Raw genomic sequence first — 17,258 nt, forward strand, 5'->3', positions numbered from 1 at the left:
TTGCAAGCGTTCGTCACTTAACGTAAGTCATATGACAAGATACGAATGATGCATTAACGTTAGAAGTATCAGAAGTGGAGGAATTATGAAATCGTTTTGGAAGCCCATCCGCCTGGCGCTGGCTGTTTCCCTGATGGCCGCGCATGTTCCCGCGGCGATCGCGGCGACGCCGAATGACCAGCTGGTTATCGGTACCTCGCTCGTGCAGGTGCTGTCGCTGGACCCGCAACAGGGGGTCGATGCAAAGACAATCGAAATTCTGACGAATACCTATGATCGTCTGGTCTATACCGACAATCAGAACGGCAATGTCATCGCCCCGCAGCTGGCGGAAAAATGGGATGTCACCGAGGATTCGATCACCTTTCATCTGCGCGAGGCCAAGTTTGCCTCCGGAAACCCGGTGACCGCGAAGGACGTGGTTTTCTCGCTGGTGCGCCTGATGAAGCTCGACCAGGCGTCCGCCGCCAACTTCAAGACGGCCGGATACAGCGCTGCCAATATTGAAAGCATGGTTTCGGCTCCGGACGACCGCACATTCCGAATCCAGTTTCCGAAGACCGTTACCCCCGACGCGCTGCTTTACCGGATGTCGATGGGTGTCGCCAGCGTGGTCGATAGCGTCGAAGTGCAAAAGCACGTCAACAATGGCGACTACGGCAATGAGTGGCTGCGGACCAACACGGCGGGTTCCGGGCCGTTCACGCTGCGGCGCTGGACCCCCAACGATCTCGTGATGCTCGAGGCCAACAAGGATTACTGGCAAGGTGTGCCGACGCTGCGCCGTGTCATCATGCGCCATGTTCCCGAGAGCCAGGCGGCCCGGCTGATGCTGGAGCGTGGCGATATTGATATCGCCAATGCGCTCAGCGCCTCCGACATCGGTTACTTCCAGAACAAGGACGGTTTCGTTATCGATCGCGTTCAGACCGGTGGCTTCTATGTGCTGTCGATGAATGCCGGCCGCAAGGAACTGGCCGATCCCCTCGTGCGCAAGGCGATTGCCAACAGCATCGATTATGCAGGCATCGAGAAAACCATCGTCGGCGCCTATGGCCGGGCCCGCAATGTGCCAGTACCGGTGGATTGGGCTGGAGCCATCAAGAACCCGGACTGGGGCTTTCATCCCGAAGAAGCGAAAAAGATGCTGGCAGAGGCCGGTTATCCCAATGGGTTCGATCTGACGCTCAAGGTCGTTTCGCAGGCCCCCAGGGTCGACATGGCAACCGCCATTCAGGCCAATCTGGCCGAAGTCGGCATCCGGGTGACGATCCAGCAGGGCAATGGCGCCGATATCGTTGCGGCGCATCGGGCGCGGGATTTCGATCTTCTGATCCCGCAAACATCCGCCTACATGCCGACCGCTCTCGGCGCGCTGGATAATTTCGCCTATAATCCGGACAACTCGGCAGAAGCGAAAAACGCCGGCAATTTCGTCTGGCGTTCCGCATGGGACATTCCGGAAATCAGCAAATTGCGCGACGAGGCGAATGCCGAGCGCGACGCCACCCGCCGTCAGGCGCTGGTCACGGAAATCCAGGAGAAGTTCATCGCCGCCGGCCCGGCCGTCCTGCCGATGTTCGAACGCTTCGAACCGATTGCGCTCAACAAGCGCGTCATCGGCTATAGCGGCCATCCCATGGGTATGACGCGGGTGAACAAAATCACCAAGTCAGACGCGCAGTAATCGAGTAGCCGATCATGCAAGAGTTTAACCTGAAAGAGCTCGGCAAACGAGCGATCCAGCTGCTCGTCAGTCTGTTCGTGCTCCTGACAGTCACCTTCGTGATCGGCCGCGTTCTGCCGGCGGATCCTGTCGGCGCAATCGTCGGCGAACTGGCCGACCCCGCCGCCTTCGAGGCGATGCGCCAAAGGCTTGGCCTTGATCTGCCGCTCTACCAACAGTTCTTTCTCTATATAAAGGCGCTGTTGCATGGAGATCTGGGGACGGCGATTCTGACCGGAAATCCGGTGATGCAGGATCTGTCCACGGCCTTTCCGGCGACCCTTGAACTCGCCACGCTGGCCGTCATCATCTCCACCGTCGTCGGCGTGCCCCTGGGCATGGCGGCGGCGATCTTTCGCGATACCCTCATCGACCGGATCGCCCGTGTGCTTTCGCTTGTCGGGCATTCCATCCCGGTTTTCTGGTTCGGCATCGTTGGGCTGGTGATCTTCTATGCCGGCCTCTCCTGGGTCGGCGGGCCGGGGCGGGTCGATACCTATCTCGAAGGCCTCGTCGAGCCGAAAACCGGACTTCTATTGATAGACAGCCTGCTCGCAGGCGACACGGAAGTGTTCTGGAGCGCGGTCAACCACATCATCCTGCCGGCCTGCATTCTGGCCTATTCGGCCATGGCCTATATCACCCGCATGACGCGCAGCTTCACGCTGGAGCAGCTGAACCAGGACTACGTGGTGGCTGCCCGCGCCAAGGGTGCCTCGAGCAGCCGGATCGTCATCGGGCACATTCTTCCCAATATCGCCGTGCAGCTGATCACCGTCCTTGCGATTTCCTACGGCAGCCTGCTCGAAGGTGCGGTGGTGACGGAAATCGTGTTCTCCTGGCCCGGCATCGGCCAATACATGACCAATGCCCTGATGATCGGCGATATGAACGCGGTGGTTGCCGGGACGCTGGTCATCGGGCTGATCTTCATGGTGCTCAATTTTCTGGCCGACCTGGCCTATGTGCTTCTTGATCCCCGTACCCGCGAGGCCAGCTGATGACCGAGGCGAAGATGATTGTCCAACACAATGCGCTGCATCAGGGTGCTGGCCGTTTCTACCGGTCGCTTCAAAAGAGCATCGACAAGCTGACGCGCGAGCCGCTGGGCATGCTGGGGTTTGCCGTACTTGCGCTGCTGATCCTCGTGGCGATATTTGCGCCCTGGATCGCGCCCTACAGCCCCATCACGCAGAACCTACCGCAGGCGCTTCAGCCGCCGAGCTGGACGCATCTGGCCGGCACGGATGAATTCGGCCGCGATATCCTGTCCCGCCTCATCTACGGTGCGCGCATCACCATTCAGACGGTCCTGTCCGTCACGGTCATTGTCGGGCCGGTTGGGCTGATTATCGGCGTGGTCGCCGGCTTCGCCGGCGGCCGCACGGACGCTATCCTGATGCGGGCCACCGACATCGTGCTGTCCTTCCCGTCGCTGATCCTGGCGCTGGCCTTTGCCGCTGCTCTCGGGGCAGGCCTGGGAACGGCCATCATCGCCATCTCGCTGACCGGCTGGCCGCCGATCGCCCGGCTGGCACGTGCCGAAGCGCTGATCGTGCGCAACACCGATTATGTCGCCGCGGCTCGCCTCTATGGTGCGTCTCCGTTGCGTCTGCTGTTCCTGTATATCGCCCCGATGTGCATTCCCTCGGTTGTTGTCCGGCTGACCATGAACATGGCCGGGATCATTCTCACGGCCGCAGCACTCGGCTTCCTCGGTCTCGGCGCGCAGCCTCCGTCACCGGAATGGGGCGCGATGATCTCCAGCGGCCGGAAATTCATGATCGACAACTGGTGGGTTGCGGTGATGCCGGGGATCGCGATCCTCCTGACCAGCCTTGCTTTCAACCTGGTGGGCGACGCCCTCCGCGACCTTCTGGATCCGCGCCATGCCCGTTCCTGATAGCACCAGCATCCTGACTGTCAGGAACTTGAATGTGAACTTTGCGCGCAGCACGCTCAAGGCTGTCGATGGCGTCAGCTTTACGCTGGGCGCGGAGCGGCTCGGCATCGTCGGGGAGTCCGGTTCGGGCAAGTCGACGTTGGGCCGCGCCATCATGAAACTGTTGCCCAATTCGGCAAAAATCGAAGCCGAGGCTCTCGAATTCGCGGGCACATCGCTCGGCGAGGCCTCTGAAAAGCAGATGCGGAAACTGCGCGGCAACGAGATGGCGCTGATCATGCAGGATCCCCGCTATTCGCTGAACCCGGTGCTGTCGATCGGCAACCAGGTTGCCGAAGCCGCCAAGCTTCACTTGGGCCTGGGCAAAGCCGCTGCCTACAAGGCCGCGGCCGGAATGCTTGAGCGGGTGCGCATTGCCGATGTCGAGCGGACCATGCGCCTCTATCCCCATCAGATCTCCGGCGGGATGGGACAGCGCGTCATGATCGCCATGATGCTGCTTGCCAAGCCGCGTCTTGTCATCGCCGACGAGCCGACCTCGGCTCTCGATGTCAGCGTGCGCGGGGATGTCCTTAAGCTGCTCGACGAACTCGTCACCGAGAACAATTCCGGCCTGATCCTGATCAGCCACGACATCCGGATGGTGGCCGCGTTCTGCCAGCGCATCCTCGTGATGTACAAGGGCCGGGTGGTGGAGAACCTCGTCAGGCTGGAAGACGCGCAACATCCCTACACAAGGGGTCTTGTTGCTGCCATGCCCAATCCGCGCCATCCCGTGAGACGGCTTCAGGTACTCGACCGGCCATCAATCGACGCAGCGGAGGTAAGATCGTGATCGAAGTCGAAAACCTCGAAGTCGCCTTCGGCAAAGGCGGCAATCTGAAGCAGGTGGTGAAGGCGGTGTCCTTCTCCGTCGCCAGGGGCGAAAGCCTTGGGATTGTCGGTGAATCCGGCTGCGGAAAATCTACGGTGCTGCGCTCGCTGGCGGGTCTCGACCGTCACTGGACGGGGCGTATCAGCCTGAACCGCCAGTCGGTCGACAAGAACCGTACCATCGAACAGCTGCTGCTGGCACAGATGGTGTTCCAGGACCCCTACGGTTCGATCCATCCGCGCCATCGCATCGAACGTGTGCTGGCAGAGCCGGTGCGGGCGATGAAAAAAGGGGGCGGCTGGGACCGCGTGCCCAAAGCCCTCGAACGGGTGGGCTTGCCCGCCGGTTTCGCCGAACGCTTTCCGCATGAACTGTCCGGTGGCCAGCGCCAGCGTGTCGCCATTGCCCGCGCGCTGGTGCTGGAACCGCAAATCCTCCTGCTCGACGAGCCGACATCGGCACTTGACGTTTCCGTGCAGGCAGAGGTGCTGAATCTCCTCAGCGATCTGCGCGAACAGCAGGGGCTCACCTATGTGCTTGTGAGTCACGACCTCTCGGTCATCGCTCATATGTGCGACCGTGCACTGGTGATGAAGGATGGCGTCTTTGTCGATGAACTCGACCGGGCGGATTTGCAGGCTGGGCGCACGCATGCGGAGTATTCGGCGGTGTTGTTCCAGTCGAGCTTTTTGTGAAGCAACCGCTCTCTAAGCGGAAGTAACGCGATGTTCCAACCTGCGCCCATAGCAAACCGGCCCCTCGTCACAAAGCCGAGATCACGCTGCTCTGGGACCAAACTTTGGACCGCCGGGAAAATACCGCGGAAAACTCCAGTTATGAACGGTCCAGTTGTTGGGGATCAGAGCAATCCGACGGCGACCATCAGCTTTGTGGTTTCAAAAGTTCACTCTCAGTCAAAGCGGATTTCAGTCTGGGACACGACTGGCACCCCGCTCTCATGCAGGATCGAACCTGCATAGGCCTCGAGTTCGGCGAGCATCGATTCCCGCTCGATTGGGCGAAGGAGAACGCGTCGCGCGGACCACAGCCGGCTTTGATTTCCGGGACGGACACTTCTTCAGAACAAGATTTTCGACTGGACCGAGCTTGAAAAGGACGAGCGCTTGCATCGTTTTCATGATGAGCTCCTCGATAGACGGGGCGTCAATCAACGTGCCGGACACTCCAATGGAAATGATGCCCCTTTCTCAAGCATAAGCCAATGGACGACCGATACGCCAATCAAATCGCCAGATCGTTTCCGACGATGACCACAGCCAGACCGGTCTTGACGCCGATTTCGTCCTTGAGTGTTTGCGACGCGGTTTTCACGGCATCGATCACCGATGCTGCAACCTGTTTTCCATTTACAACTACAGCCTGGAATCAGCCCATGCGTTCCGACGCGTAGGAGCCGGGACTTGCCGGGAAGACAACGGTGCGGTTGCCGTTGATGAAGGTGCGGTGATGGATATGGGCATGCACGGCGCGGGCCAGAACCTGGCTTTCGACATCGCGGCCGATCGAGACGTAATCCTCGGCCGACTGCGCATGGGTGATGCGGGCAATGTCCTGCTCGATGATCGGACCTTCGTCGAGATCGGCCGTGACATAGTGCGCCGTCGCGCCGATCAGCTTCACGCCACGCTCATAGGCCTGCTTGTAGGGGTTGGCGCCCTTGAACGACGGCAGGAAGGAGTGGTGGATATTGATGATCCTGCCCGACATCTTCTGGCACATCGAATCCGACAGGATTTGCATGTAACGGGCGAGCACGATCAGCTCGGTGCCGGTCTGTTCGACCACGTCCATGATCCGGGCTTCTGCTTGTGCCTTGTTGGCCTTGGTGACCGGAATATGGTGGAACGGTATGTCGTGGTTGACGACGACCTTCTGGTAGTCGAAATGGTTGGAGACGACGCCGACGATCTCGATCGGCAGCGCACCGATCTTCCAGCGGTAGAGCAGGTCGTTCAGGCAATGGCCGAAGCGGGACACCATCAACAGCACCTTCATGCGGTGTCCGCTGTCGTGGAACTGCGCTGTCATTTGAAACCGCGCTACGATGGCTACAAAGCCTTTTTCCAGCTCTGTCTGCTGGTTTCCTTCCTGGCTGTCGAAACTCAGCCGCATGAAGAACAGACCGGTTTCGAGGTCGTCGAACTGTGAACTATCGACGATGTTGCACCCTTGTTGGGCAAGATAGCCGGTAATTGCCGCGACGATGCCACGGGTCGATTTGCAGGAAACGGTAAGTACATAGGAGGTCATGACAATCCTCTGTCGAAACGAGCGAGCGGTCTATCTGCGTTGATTGCGAAAAGGGGAAGGGTCAGGCTGCCAGCAATTGCTTAAGCTTGACTTCCGGCGCTGCGAGCGCCTTGGGGTCGGGATGCCGGCCGGCGCCAATGAGCATTTCGGCCAGGCGGATATCGCGGGCGATTGCGTTGCCCGGTCCGATACCGCTGGCTGCAAGCAGCCGTCCGTCGGCGGCCAGATGGAAGAGAATAAAGGCCTCTTCAGAGAGGTGACGGCGGACGGTGGTCACGGCACCCTCGGCCAGCCCCGCAACTTGCAGAGTAAGGTCGTACTGATCCGACCAGAACCAGGGCACGGCGGAGAGTGCTTCCGTCTCACCCATCATGTTGGCGGCGGCAAGAAGTGCCTGTTCCTGGGCGCTGCGCCACGATTCAAGCCGGATGCGGCGCCCGCCGTAGTGATCGCTCGGGAAGGAGCAACAGTCACCCGCGGCGTAGATGTCCGGGTCGCTGGTCAGCAGGTGGGTATCGACGGCAATCCCGTTGTCAACAGCCAAACCTGCCTTGGCGGCGATCTCCATGTTCGGGATTGATCCGATTCCGACAACCAGAATATCGGCTTCAATTGCGGAACCGTCTTCCAGGAGAACACGCACGATGCTACCAGTCTCGTTGATCCCGACGATGCGGGCGTTGCAGAGAATATCCACGCCTTCTGCCTGATGGCGAGACGCGACAATCTCGGCGATCTCCGGAGGAACGCCACGCGACAGGATCCGCGGCAGTCCCTCGATCAGCGTCACCGATGTGCCGAGCCGCCTTGCGCTCGCCGCCAGCTCCAGGCCGATGAAGCCGCCGCCGATGATCGCCATCTTCCGCCCCGGTCCGAGGCAGGAGCGTATAGCCATCGCGTCGGCGTGGCTGCGGAGTGTCCGGACGCGCTCGCGCGGGGAGGAAATTGTGGGCAGCTCACGCGGTCGCGCGCCCGTGGCAAGAAGCAGCCTGTCATAAGAAACAAACGCTCCGTCAGAGAGGACAACACGCTTTTGGCCGCGGTCGAGTCCGGTTGCCGAAACGCCGAGCCGCAAATCGATGGCAAGCGATGCGTACCGGTCTGCTTCCGCAACAAACTTCGGTTCCGCTTCGAGAACGATCGCGTCCTTGGACAATGGTGGCCGTTCATAGGGCGCGAGGGCTTCGCTACCGATCAGGGTTAAAGACCCTGCAAAGCCCCTTTCGCGCAACGACAGTGCCGCACGGCCGCCGCACTCGCCAGCGCCGACGATGACGATATGTTGAGTCACAGGTGTTGCCTCCCAAAGTATGGTCAGACCATACGCAATGTCCGGCGGCACGCAACACATCAATGATATAATATATCAAAATGTATCATAATCTGATAAAAATGAGATTAATAACGTCAACATAAGCCGTTACACGCGTACCTATATGTTCTCGCGGGTATAGATTTCGAATGGCAGAACGCTGGTATAGACACCATCGCTTCCCTTGGCCTTGACGGAACGAACCATGCCCGAAAGGGCTTCCTCGGCCACGCGATTTAAGGGGTGGGAGATGACAAATGTCATCGCTCCATCGAGAAGCGCCTGCTTCGTTATGTCCATCAGCTCGTAGCCGACCAGCATGACTTTCCCCGCACTACCCGTAGACCTCAATGCGCTCAGAGCGCCGGAGATGCCGCCTCCGGCAACATACAGGCCTTGCAAGTCAGGATGTTCTCTGAGCAGATCCTCTGTCATTTCCTCGGCAACCGCCTTCGATTCAAAAGTGGATCTGGGTTCGAGAATGGTGAAATCGGAGGCATACTCCCGAAAATAAGATCGAAATCCACTCTCGTTCATCTCCTGGCATCTATAGCGGGGGTTCCCCATGAGAACGCCGAGTTTGCCTGGGCGATCGCAAACATGCTCGAACATCCAGGCGGCCGTGCGCCCCACTTTCCAACCATCAAGGCCGATAAAGTGTACCTGGCCTGTTGGTGCGATCTGCGAAATCAGCGCGAATACCGGTGTTCCCTGACGTTGCAGCGTTTCCACTGTCTGGCTCACGATGGGATGAACCGCTGCAACGACGCCGATGGCGTCGCAGTTCTCGGCAAGCTCTAGCATTTTTGCTGCGGTGTTCTGTGGCGACAGGTCGTCGAGAAACTCGATACGCAGTTCAATCACGGAATCAGAGGTTCGCTCAGCCGCGGTTCGCAGTGCCTGCGCGAGGTTGAGGTAAAATTGCCGGGACGGCTGGTGCAACAGGAAGCCGAAACGGTATCTTGCCCTTGCGGCAGCAATCCGGCTGTCGATCGTGCCCATGCCGTAAAACCCGATCTCCTGGGCCGCCTCCTTTACCCGTAGCATGGTCGATTGTTTGACGTTGCCGCTGCCTCCGATCACACGGTTCGCAGTGGCGATGGAAACGCCGGCAGCGTCAGCCAGGTCACGTATCGTTGGACGCGTCATCTTCGCTCCTCGTATCATTTAATATCAAATTTCACGCCATTTTGATACAAATGAAACTTTTGTATCTCTGTATATCAACAACACTTGCGTTGAGAGGCGTCAAGCCATTTACTTCACTCATGCAAGACGGCCTCGGGATGAGCGGCCGTTTGGGAGGAAGATAGTCAGCGGAACGGAGTGTGATGAACGGACCCAGTACCTGGGCGCCGAACGGATCCGTCTGTCTCCGTCGATCGGCATCGACCTGTGTGAACAACATCAAGGCTGCTGTCGAGCAATGTACGTTGCTCGCTCGAGGATTGAACATGGATGATCTGAAGTTCGGTACACGAAACAAGCGAGGGGATTGGTCTCCCAATGGACGCATCGAGATTGCTCCGTTCTGGGCATGGCCGCCAAAATTCCTGAAGGTGTTGCATTGGCTTCCGGAATACCTCTTTCCGTGGAATGCGTTCCACATGGCGACCGCGCTTGCCTATTGGTATCTGGTCGTTCCGGACGTCGAAACGATGAAGACCTTGAGCTGGGGCTGGCCGCTCTATCTTTATGCGGTCAATGCGGCCGCGATCTTTGTCATGTACGGCTCGATCGAGCTTTTTTATTATGTGAAGCGCGTTCAGGGAAATCGCTTCAAATATAACGCCAAGTTTCCATCGGAGCAGCCCTCTGACGTCTTCTGGTTCAAGAGCCAGAACATCGACAACTTCATGCGGAGCTTCTTCATCTCGATCCCACTTTGGACCGTGGTCGAAGTCTTTATGCTCTGGTGTTTCGCAAACGGCTCCGCCACCTGGGTCAACTGGGACGAGCATCCCTATTATCTGGCCCTGCTGGTCTTCATCGCACCGGTCATTCACGAGGTCCATTTCTTCCTAATCCACCGGCTGATCCATACGCCGCTGCTCTACAAGTGGATCCACTCCGTGCACCATAATTCGGTCAATCCGTCGCCCTGGTCATCGCTGTCCATGCATCCGGTGGAAGGCTTTCTCTATCACGCCGTGGCCCTGTGGCACCTCGTCATTCCCTCCAATCCGATCGTCGCGCTGTTCCAGTTGCACATCGCCGGATTTGGTGCGGTTAACGGCCATATCGGCTTCGAAAAGCTCGAGCTCACCGAGGAAACCGCCGTCGATGGCCACGCCTATGCGCACTACCTGCACCACAAATATTTCGAGGTGAACTACGGCGGCGACGGGCTGATACCGCTCGATAAGTGGTTCGGCACCTGGCACGACGGCACCAAGGAAGGTGAGGCTCAGATGCAGGCACGGTTCCAGGAAAAGAAGGCACGGCTGAACGCCAAGGCGAGCGGCACCACCACCTGACATTCGAGATCGGATCGGGTGTCGCGAGGAGGCGGTGCCCGACGGTTAAGACGATCCGCAATCGGGCGTCTGCACCGGATACCAACATTTCAAACCCGCCAAATGGCGAAAACTGGGAGGAGACTAACGTGAGACTCGTGAAGAACCTGATGAAAGCCGCGGCCGTCGTGGCACTGATCGCATCGGCCGCATCGACGGCCAATGCGGCGACAATTGCCGTCGTGGGCGGCTCGAACGATGACGCCTTCTGGAACCTGATCAAAAAGGGCATCGATGACGCCACTCCGGCCGTTGTCGCCAATGGTGGTTCGGTCAACTATCTGCGCCTGCAGAACTACGACAACTTCGCGCCGGACGTGGTGCAATTGATCCGCACCGCGATCAGCCAGAAGGTCGACGGTCTGGTCATTCCGAATTGGGTGCCAGAAGCCGAAGATCCGGCGATCAAGGACGCGATTGCGGCCGGCATCAAGGTGATCCTGATGAACGCCGGCGGCGCTGACAAAGCCCGCGAATTGGGGGCGATCAACTATGTCGGCTCTGACGAATATGTTGCTGGTCAGGCTGGCGGCACCTATTTTGCAAGCCATGGCAAGAAGCATGTCCTGTGCGTGAACACTCTGCCGGGCGCCAACAACACCGAAGCACGCTGTAAAGGCGTGACCGACGGCATGGTTGCCGGGGGCGGCGCTGCCGAGCAACTGCCTCTGCCGTCCACCAGCTTTGGCGACCCGACCGCTGTGGCCGAAGCCATCAAGGCCACGCTGTTGAAGGACACTACGATCGACGGCGTCATCACGATCTCGGCCGGCGACGCGGATGCGGCGGCTACCGGTATCCAGCAGTCGGGCATTACCACTGTGTCTCTGGGGTCGTTCGATATGAACGCAGCGGGTCTGGCGCGCATCAAGGGCGGCACCCAGACCTTCGCGATTGACCAGCAACCCTACCTGCAAAGCTATCTGGCGGTCAGCCTGCTGGCCTCGGCCATCGATTTTGGCACTTCGCTGCCGACCTACCCGGTTCTGACCGGCCCGGGCATCGTCGACGCGGCCAACATCGAAGCCACTTTGGCCGGTGTTGAAAAAGGCGCACGCTGACCGCGCCTTAAGCACGGATTTGCCCGCAGACACGTTCTGCGGGCCGAACCCCAAACGACCGGGATCGGTTCTGGCTGATCAAACATTTAAAATCCGGGGAAAGGGATCCCATGCAAAGTAGCTTTTCACCAGGCGCCATGCTGCGCCGCCCCGAGGCCGGCGCCTTTCTTGGCCTGCTAGCCGTAATGATCTTTTTCGGAATCTTTGGCGGCCTGACCTTTCTGCAACCTGCAGGCATGGCCAGTTGGATGAACGTGGCGTCAAACCTCGGCGTTATCGCAATTCCCGTCGGCCTGTTGATGATCGCCGGAGAGCTGGACATTTCGGTGGGCGCGATGGTGCCCTTTGGCGCGATGACGGTGGCTGTGATCTCAGGCCACTACGGTCTGCCGATCTGGTTCGGCATTGCAGCCGCCCTGTCTTTCGGCGTCCTGATCGGCTTGATCAACGGCTATATGGTGATCCGTACCGCTGTGCCGTCGTTAATCGTCACCTTGGGTACGCTTTTTGCCGTGCAGGGCGTCGTCCTTGGCCTGACCGTTCTGATCACTAAATCCACCAGCGTTGCGCTGAGCACCGAGGGGGCGGCCAAGACAATCTTCGGCGATTTCTTCTTCGGCGGGCAGGTTCAAGTAATGGTGCTGTGGTGGCTTGCAATTACCGCGGCCTATATCTTCTTCGTCCACTTCTCGCGTTTTGGAAACTGGATCTTCGCGATGGGCGGCGACAAGGTTTCGGCACGCAATGCCGGCATCCCGACCGAACGGATGACGATCCTCTTGTTCGTGCTGTCCTCGACCTCGGCCGCCTTCGTCGGCATGTGTCAGGCGATCCTTTATAACTCGGCGCAGGTCGCAGGCGGGCAGAGCTTTATCTTCAACGCCATCATCTCGGTCGTGGTCGGCGGCGTCCTGTTGACCGGTGGTTTCGGCTCGATCGTCGGGATCTTCTTCGGCACCATCACCTTCGCCATCGTCAACCAGGGCATCTACTACACCGATTTCGACCGCAATTGGTCGTCGCTGATCATCGGCATCCTGTTGCTCGTGGCTGTTTTGATGAACAACACGTTCCGCAAGATGGCGCTGTCCTATTCGCCCAGGAAGATGGGGGTCAAATAATGCCACAGGCAATCCTTTCGCTGAAGAACATCAACAAAAGCTTTGGCCCGATTGACGTCTTGCACGACATCAACCTCGAAGTGCGGGCCGGTGAAGTACTCTGTCTGCTGGGCGACAACGGTGCTGGCAAGTCCACGGTGATCCGGTTGCTCTCCGGGGTGCACAAACCCACCTCGGGCGTGATGGCGATGGACGGCAAGCCGGTGTCCTTCGCCAATCCGCGCGAGGCCGCCGACCATGGCATCGCAACGGTCCATCAGTTTGGCGGGACCTTTCCGCTGATGTCAGTCGGGCGGTCGTTCTTTGTCGGACGAGAGCCGACGAAGTGGGTCGGGCCGTTTAAGGTCTATGACCGCAAGCTGGCCAACGATACTGCCGTCAAAGCGGTACAGTCATTCGGTATCACCCGCATTGACGACGGCGACCGGCTGGTCGGCGGTCTGTCGGGCGGCGAGCGGCAGGCCCTGGCCATCGCGCGCGCTGTCCATTTCGGCGCACGTGTACTCATCCTGGACGAGCCCACCGCAGCGCTGGGGGTCAAACAGGCCTCGCACGTCTTGCGCATCGTCAATGAGGCCAAGCGGCGCGGCCTCGCGGTGATTTTCATCACCCACCAGGTCATGCACGCCATGGCCGTCGGCGATCACTTCGCCGTGCTGATCCGCGGCGCCATCGCGGCAGATTTCCGCAAGGGCGAAAAGAGCCGGGAAGAGATCACCGATCTGATGGCGGGCGGCGAGCAGATGGCCGAGCTGGAGGCCGAAATCGAAAGCTACATGGCTGCAGGCGAAGGTCATCCGGAGCCGGCGAAGCACGTGCATTGATGCGGCCGCCAGACACCGCGCAAGCGATGTCGATTAAGTTCTCCCGGTCCGCACACCTCCACGTGCGGACACCTCGCGACCCGGACCCATCATGGTCCGGGTCGTAGACCCCAAAAGCGATAACAGAAGAGAGTATTCGTGACATGCCTCAATGGGTGGAAGCCTGTGGAACCAACGACGTGGAACAGGAAGAAGTCATTCGCTTCGATCATCAGGGTCGAACATTTTGTATTTTCCGTAGCCCGGAAGACGACTTCTACTGCACGGATGGCCTCTGCACGCACGAGAAGGTTCATCTCTCAGACGGCCTGGTGATGGATCATTCGATCGAATGCCCCAAACATAGCGGCGTCTTCGATTATCGCACGGGTGAGGCGATGCGCATGCCCGTCTGCATCAACCTGAAGACCTATGTAGCCAAGGTCGAAAACGACCGCGTCTTTATCGAGATATGAACATGACAACTGGAACATTCGCACTTGCCGCGTGCGCCGAAATGCTCTGGCGCGATCGCCCGATAGAGTGGCGAGCCAGTCGGCTGAAAGACTTGGGTTTCGGCGTCGGGCTCTGGAACTGGCCGGATCACGACCTGTCGAAGCTGGAGGCCACCGGCGCCACCTTCACCATCATGAACGGGTATCTGCGCGGCCGACTGACGGATGACGAAGGCGCCGCGGAGCTCTTGGAGACTGCGCGTGAAACCGCCGAGGTCGGCAAGCGGCTGGGCGTGCAGCGCCTCAACCTGCACGGAACCGGCCTCGGGGAGGGCGGTCTTCCTGTCCAGCCGATTGAAGTCGTGACGGGCGCGATGTGGATGAAAGCACGCGACACGCTTTGCCGGGTTGTCGACCTGGCTGACGCAGCGGATGTGACGTTCACGCTGGAGAACTTGAACCTGCCGGTCGATCATCCGGGCGTGCCGTTCGGCCGCGCGGAGGACACCCTGGCGCTCGTTTCAGCCGTGAACCATCCGCGCCTGCGGCTTAATCTCGATCTCTATCATGCACAGATCGGCGAGGGGAACCTGATCGAGCTTTGCCGCAGGTCCCTGCCGTGGATCGGCGAAATTCAGGTCGCCGATGTCCCTGGGAGATGCGAACCCGGAACAGGCGAGGTGAACTGGCATGGCATCGCGAAAGCATTGAAGGTCATGGGTTATTCCGGTCCGGTCGGCATGGAAGCGTTCGCCTCCGGCGATGCGGACACAGCACTCGAAGCCTTCCGTAACGCATTCACAATTTGAAAGGGTAACCAATGGGCCTCTATCACACCCGTCCGACGGTCTCTGACATCCGTGCCATAAAAGCACGTGGCCAGAAGATCTCGATGCTCTATGTCACGACGCTCGACGAAGCGGCCGCTGCCAACGCGGCGGGTATCGACATGTTATCGATCGAGGGCCGATTCTTCAGCCCGGAGATGCGCGAGGCTGCCGGAAACTGCTTTGTCCAGGTGGGGCTGCCCTTCGGCCCGTTCGGCAAGCTCGCCACCGCCGAAGACTATTTGCGCGAGGCCTTCCGCTTCATGGCGATCGGCGCGGACTGCGTCTATTGCGCCGCCTCGCTCGATATTCAGAAAGCGCTTTGCGATAACGCCGTTCCGGTGATCGCCCATGTCGGCTTGATCCCCTCGCAAGCCACCTGGACCGGCGGCTTCAAGGCGGTTGGCAAGACTGCCGAAAGCGCCAGGGCGGTCTGGGATCACGTCAAGCGGCTGGAGGCGATCGGCTGCTTCGGCGCGGAGCTGGAAGTCGTTCCGGATCGCGTCGGCGAGGTGATTTCTAAAAGCACCCCGCTGATCATGCTCGGCATGGGCGCGGGGGCGGGAGCCGATGCGCAATATCTCTTCGCCGAGGACGTGCTTGGCCATACGACCGGCCACAAACCGAGGCACGCAAAGACCTATCGCAACTTCGCGGCCGAATATGCGCGACTGCAGCAGGAACGGGTGGCGGCCTTCAAGGAATTCATCTCCGACGTCGAGACGGGCGCCTATCCGGCCCCGCAGCATGCAGTGCCGATAACGGACGCCGAATTCGAGCGCTTCGCGGCCAGCATTAAAGCTTAACGTCGAGCAACATTGTCGACATCAGAAAGAACGAGCGGCCGTCGAGCCGCCCATGGAAAGGAATTGAAATGCTCAAAGTTGGCCTCCTCGGCGCCGGCCGCATCGGCAACGTTCACGCAAAGGCAATCTCCTCGCACCCCGGCAGCACGCTGGTTGCGATCTCGGACGTCAATATGGATGCGGCACGAAAGCTCGCCGGCCAATACGGGGCCGAGGCTAAGGCAACGGCCGAGATCATCAACGACCCGTCCATCGACGCCGTGCTGGTCGCAACATCCACGGATACCCATTCAGATCTGATTGAAGCAGCGACCGCCGCCGGAAAGGCCGTCCTGTGTGAAAAACCGGTCGACCTCAGCCTTGAGCGGGCACGAGCCTGCCAGGTGGCTGCGGCGAAGAACGGGCGTCCGGTCATGATCGGCTTCAACCGTCGCTTCGACCCCAATTTCGCAGCGCTCAAGGCGGCTGTCGATCGTGGCGAGATCGGCAAGACTGAGCTGTTGTCCGTGACGTCGTTCGATCCCGCGCCGCCGCCGGTTTCCTACGTCAAGGTATCCGGTGGTCTGTTCCGCGACATGATGATCCATGACTTCGACATGGCCTGCTGGCTCATGGGCGGTTTGCCGGAAACGGTGACGGCCGTCGGCAGCTCGATCGTCGATCCGGAAATCGGCGCGGCCGGCGATGTCGATACCGCCGTGGTGACGCTACATTTTGCCGACGGTCGCATTGCGGTCATCAAGAACAGCCGTCGCGCCGTCTATGGCTACGACCAGCGGGTCGAGTTGCTCGGTTCGGAGGGGCTCCTGTCTGCGGGCAATGTCCTTGAGAATACCGTCTCCAAGGCGACGAAGGACGGTGTGACCTCGGCGAAGCCCGAGTTCTTTTTCCTGGAGCGCTACATGCGGGCCTATTCCGCGGAATGGGCAGCGTTTGTCGACGCCGTCAATTCGGGGTCGGCATTGCCCGTCACGCTTGACGATGGCGTCAACGCGCTCGCCGTCGCCGAGGCTGCGACGCGCTCGGCCAAGTCTGGTCAGACTGTCAGTTTGGCAAGCATTTAATGGTTTGGGGTTGGCTCTTTGCGGGGGCATACCATGACGTTCACACATGAGGGTCAGCCGCCAAAGTCCGTGGCGGAGCTGAAATCCTTGATTGCTTCCGGGAAGATTATTCTTTCCGGAAAGCCGGGCGTTATGGCGAGGGCGATGCTTGAACAGCCGGGCTGTGCCGCGTTCGACAGCGCCGGATCCATCGCACATGGCTGTGGGGTTTCACAATCTACGGCACTTCGGTTGACGCGCCTGCTGGGGTTTCGATCGTATCGGAATCTTCGCCACCTGTTTCAAGGAGAAGTAAAGCTACGTTTCGGGGGTAGAGCCTGATTCAGATGTGTTGTGATCAGCACGCCGTAATTTCCCAATCGACGAAACCCAGCGCTTACAATCCCGGTTTTCCGGGCTTTGATCTTGGGTGAAGCAAGCTTGGATTCCCAAAATGAAGCCCAAATTTCCCAATTCTGGGGACAATAAAAACCCGGGCTGATGCCCGGCACAAACGGAAACTCAGAATGCTTGCATTAT

General features: G+C 59.5%; 17 protein-coding genes and 1 pseudogene. 14 read left to right on the forward strand and 4 right to left on the reverse strand.

Features of this window, described 5'->3' with window-relative positions; genetic code table 11:
• The first annotated feature begins 85 nt into the window (after positions 1-85).
• The 5 genes from J2Z75_RS18595 to J2Z75_RS18615 are packed head-to-tail and all read left to right on the forward strand — an operon-like array spanning position 86 to position 5,198.
• Positions 86-1,687: an ABC transporter substrate-binding protein gene (locus J2Z75_RS18595; RefSeq protein WP_209854238.1), complete on the forward strand. Its 1,602-nt coding sequence runs from the start codon at positions 86-88 to the stop codon at positions 1,685-1,687.
• 14 nt (positions 1,688-1,701) lie between these two features.
• Positions 1,702-2,727, forward strand: a complete 1,026-nt coding sequence (locus tag J2Z75_RS18600) for an ABC transporter permease (protein ID WP_209854239.1) — start codon at positions 1,702-1,704, stop codon at positions 2,725-2,727.
• Positions 2,727-3,629 carry an ABC transporter permease gene (locus J2Z75_RS18605; protein ID WP_209854240.1) on the forward strand — a complete coding sequence of 301 codons (903 nt, stop codon included), beginning with the start codon at positions 2,727-2,729 and terminating at the stop codon, positions 3,627-3,629. Before J2Z75_RS18600 ends, J2Z75_RS18605 begins: the two co-directional genes overlap by 1 nt.
• The gene (locus J2Z75_RS18610) at positions 3,616-4,464 is read left to right on the forward strand and encodes an ABC transporter ATP-binding protein (protein ID WP_209854241.1); all 849 of its coding nucleotides are present in this window, start codon (positions 3,616-3,618) and stop codon (positions 4,462-4,464) included. The genes J2Z75_RS18605 and J2Z75_RS18610 overlap by 14 nt, the downstream gene beginning before the upstream one ends.
• Positions 4,461-5,198 carry an ABC transporter ATP-binding protein gene (locus J2Z75_RS18615; protein ID WP_209854242.1) on the forward strand — a complete coding sequence of 246 codons (738 nt, stop codon included), beginning with the start codon at positions 4,461-4,463 and terminating at the stop codon, positions 5,196-5,198. Before J2Z75_RS18610 ends, J2Z75_RS18615 begins: the two co-directional genes overlap by 4 nt.
• A 553-nt stretch (positions 5,199-5,751) precedes the next feature.
• On the opposite strand, the pseudogene J2Z75_RS18620 reads toward J2Z75_RS18615, so the two are convergent.
• The 4 genes and pseudogenes from J2Z75_RS18620 to J2Z75_RS18635 all read right to left on the reverse strand — a co-directional run.
• A pseudogene (locus tag J2Z75_RS18620) lies at positions 5,752-5,847 on the reverse strand (bifunctional methylenetetrahydrofolate dehydrogenase/methenyltetrahydrofolate cyclohydrolase); the annotation flags it as partial.
• A gap of 42 nt (positions 5,848-5,889) precedes the next feature.
• Positions 5,890-6,774, reverse strand: a complete 885-nt coding sequence (gene purU, locus J2Z75_RS18625; RefSeq protein WP_209854243.1) for a formyltetrahydrofolate deformylase — start codon at positions 6,772-6,774, stop codon at positions 5,890-5,892.
• A gap of 61 nt (positions 6,775-6,835) precedes the next feature.
• Entirely contained in the window at positions 6,836-8,065 is a 1,230-nt protein-coding gene (locus tag J2Z75_RS18630) for an NAD(P)/FAD-dependent oxidoreductase (protein ID WP_327791272.1), read from the reverse strand.
• 141 nt (positions 8,066-8,206) lie between these two features.
• The gene (locus tag J2Z75_RS18635) at positions 8,207-9,235 is read right to left on the reverse strand and encodes a LacI family DNA-binding transcriptional regulator (RefSeq protein ID WP_209854244.1); all 1,029 of its coding nucleotides are present in this window, start codon (positions 9,233-9,235) and stop codon (positions 8,207-8,209) included.
• A gap of 305 nt (positions 9,236-9,540) precedes the next feature.
• Here J2Z75_RS18635 and J2Z75_RS18640 point away from each other — a divergent pair, with 305 nt between their 5' ends.
• The 9 genes from J2Z75_RS18640 (at position 9,541) to J2Z75_RS29270 (ending at position 17,060) form a co-directional block, all read left to right on the forward strand.
• Positions 9,541-10,563 carry a sterol desaturase family protein gene (locus J2Z75_RS18640; RefSeq protein WP_209854245.1) on the forward strand — a complete coding sequence of 341 codons (1,023 nt, stop codon included), beginning with the start codon at positions 9,541-9,543 and terminating at the stop codon, positions 10,561-10,563.
• Between the two features lie 149 nt (positions 10,564-10,712).
• On the forward strand, positions 10,713-11,663 hold the full coding sequence (locus J2Z75_RS18645) for a substrate-binding domain-containing protein (RefSeq protein ID WP_209854333.1): 951 nt from the start codon (positions 10,713-10,715) through the stop codon (positions 11,661-11,663).
• Between the two features lie 110 nt (positions 11,664-11,773).
• Positions 11,774-12,784: an ABC transporter permease gene (locus tag J2Z75_RS18650; protein ID WP_209854246.1), complete on the forward strand. Its 1,011-nt coding sequence runs from the start codon at positions 11,774-11,776 to the stop codon at positions 12,782-12,784.
• On the forward strand, positions 12,784-13,608 hold the full coding sequence (locus tag J2Z75_RS18655; protein ID WP_209854247.1) for an ATP-binding cassette domain-containing protein: 825 nt from the start codon (positions 12,784-12,786) through the stop codon (positions 13,606-13,608). Before J2Z75_RS18650 ends, J2Z75_RS18655 begins: the two co-directional genes overlap by 1 nt.
• A gap of 143 nt (positions 13,609-13,751) precedes the next feature.
• A complete protein-coding gene (locus J2Z75_RS18660; protein WP_209854248.1) occupies positions 13,752-14,063 on the forward strand; it encodes a MocE family 2Fe-2S type ferredoxin in 312 nt (103 codons plus the stop codon).
• Positions 14,064-14,065: 2 nt separating this feature from the next.
• Complete coding sequence (locus J2Z75_RS18665) at positions 14,066-14,851, forward strand: TIM barrel protein (RefSeq protein ID WP_407692777.1); 786 nt, start codon at positions 14,066-14,068, stop codon at positions 14,849-14,851.
• A gap of 11 nt (positions 14,852-14,862) precedes the next feature.
• Positions 14,863-15,675, forward strand: coding sequence for a 3-methyl-2-oxobutanoate hydroxymethyltransferase (locus J2Z75_RS18670; RefSeq protein ID WP_209854250.1), 813 nt, complete (start codon positions 14,863-14,865; stop codon positions 15,673-15,675).
• 68 nt (positions 15,676-15,743) lie between these two features.
• A complete protein-coding gene (gene iolG / locus J2Z75_RS18675) occupies positions 15,744-16,739 on the forward strand; it encodes an inositol 2-dehydrogenase (protein ID WP_209854251.1) in 996 nt (331 codons plus the stop codon).
• Between the two features lie 144 nt (positions 16,740-16,883).
• Positions 16,884-17,060, forward strand: a complete 177-nt coding sequence (locus J2Z75_RS29270; RefSeq protein WP_234937443.1) for a hypothetical protein — start codon at positions 16,884-16,886, stop codon at positions 17,058-17,060.
• Positions 17,061-17,258: the final 198 nt, after the last annotated feature.

This window comes from Rhizobium herbae (genome assembly GCF_017873135.1).
Classification (GTDB): Bacteria; Pseudomonadota; Alphaproteobacteria; order Rhizobiales; family Rhizobiaceae; genus Pararhizobium; species Pararhizobium herbae.

Excerpts from the sequence above, each read along its gene's own strand:
- J2Z75_RS18595 (WP_209854238.1), top strand. The coding sequence starts at position 86 with ATGAAATCGTTTTGGAAGCCCATCCGCCTGGCGCTGGCTGTTTCCCTG.
- J2Z75_RS18600 (WP_209854239.1), top strand. The coding sequence starts at position 1,702 with ATGCAAGAGTTTAACCTGAAAGAGCTCGGCAAACGAGCGATCCAGCTG.
- J2Z75_RS18605 (WP_209854240.1), top strand. The coding sequence starts at position 2,727 with ATGACCGAGGCGAAGATGATTGTCCAACACAATGCGCTGCATCAGGGT.
- J2Z75_RS18610 (WP_209854241.1), top strand. The coding sequence starts at position 3,616 with ATGCCCGTTCCTGATAGCACCAGCATCCTGACTGTCAGGAACTTGAAT.
- purU (WP_209854243.1), bottom strand. The coding sequence starts at position 6,774 with ATGACCTCCTATGTACTTACCGTTTCCTGCAAATCGACCCGTGGCATC.
- J2Z75_RS18635 (WP_209854244.1), bottom strand. The coding sequence starts at position 9,235 with ATGACGCGTCCAACGATACGTGACCTGGCTGACGCTGCCGGCGTTTCC.
- J2Z75_RS18640 (WP_209854245.1), top strand. The coding sequence starts at position 9,541 with ATGGATGATCTGAAGTTCGGTACACGAAACAAGCGAGGGGATTGGTCT.
- J2Z75_RS18645 (WP_209854333.1), top strand. The coding sequence starts at position 10,713 with ATGAAAGCCGCGGCCGTCGTGGCACTGATCGCATCGGCCGCATCGACG.
- J2Z75_RS18650 (WP_209854246.1), top strand. The coding sequence starts at position 11,774 with ATGCAAAGTAGCTTTTCACCAGGCGCCATGCTGCGCCGCCCCGAGGCC.
- J2Z75_RS18655 (WP_209854247.1), top strand. The coding sequence starts at position 12,784 with ATGCCACAGGCAATCCTTTCGCTGAAGAACATCAACAAAAGCTTTGGC.
- J2Z75_RS18660 (WP_209854248.1), top strand. The coding sequence starts at position 13,752 with ATGCCTCAATGGGTGGAAGCCTGTGGAACCAACGACGTGGAACAGGAA.
- J2Z75_RS18665 (WP_407692777.1), top strand. The coding sequence starts at position 14,066 with ATGACAACTGGAACATTCGCACTTGCCGCGTGCGCCGAAATGCTCTGG.
- J2Z75_RS18670 (WP_209854250.1), top strand. The coding sequence starts at position 14,863 with ATGGGCCTCTATCACACCCGTCCGACGGTCTCTGACATCCGTGCCATA.
- iolG (WP_209854251.1), top strand. The coding sequence starts at position 15,744 with ATGCTCAAAGTTGGCCTCCTCGGCGCCGGCCGCATCGGCAACGTTCAC.
- J2Z75_RS29270 (WP_234937443.1), top strand. The coding sequence starts at position 16,884 with ATGCTTGAACAGCCGGGCTGTGCCGCGTTCGACAGCGCCGGATCCATC.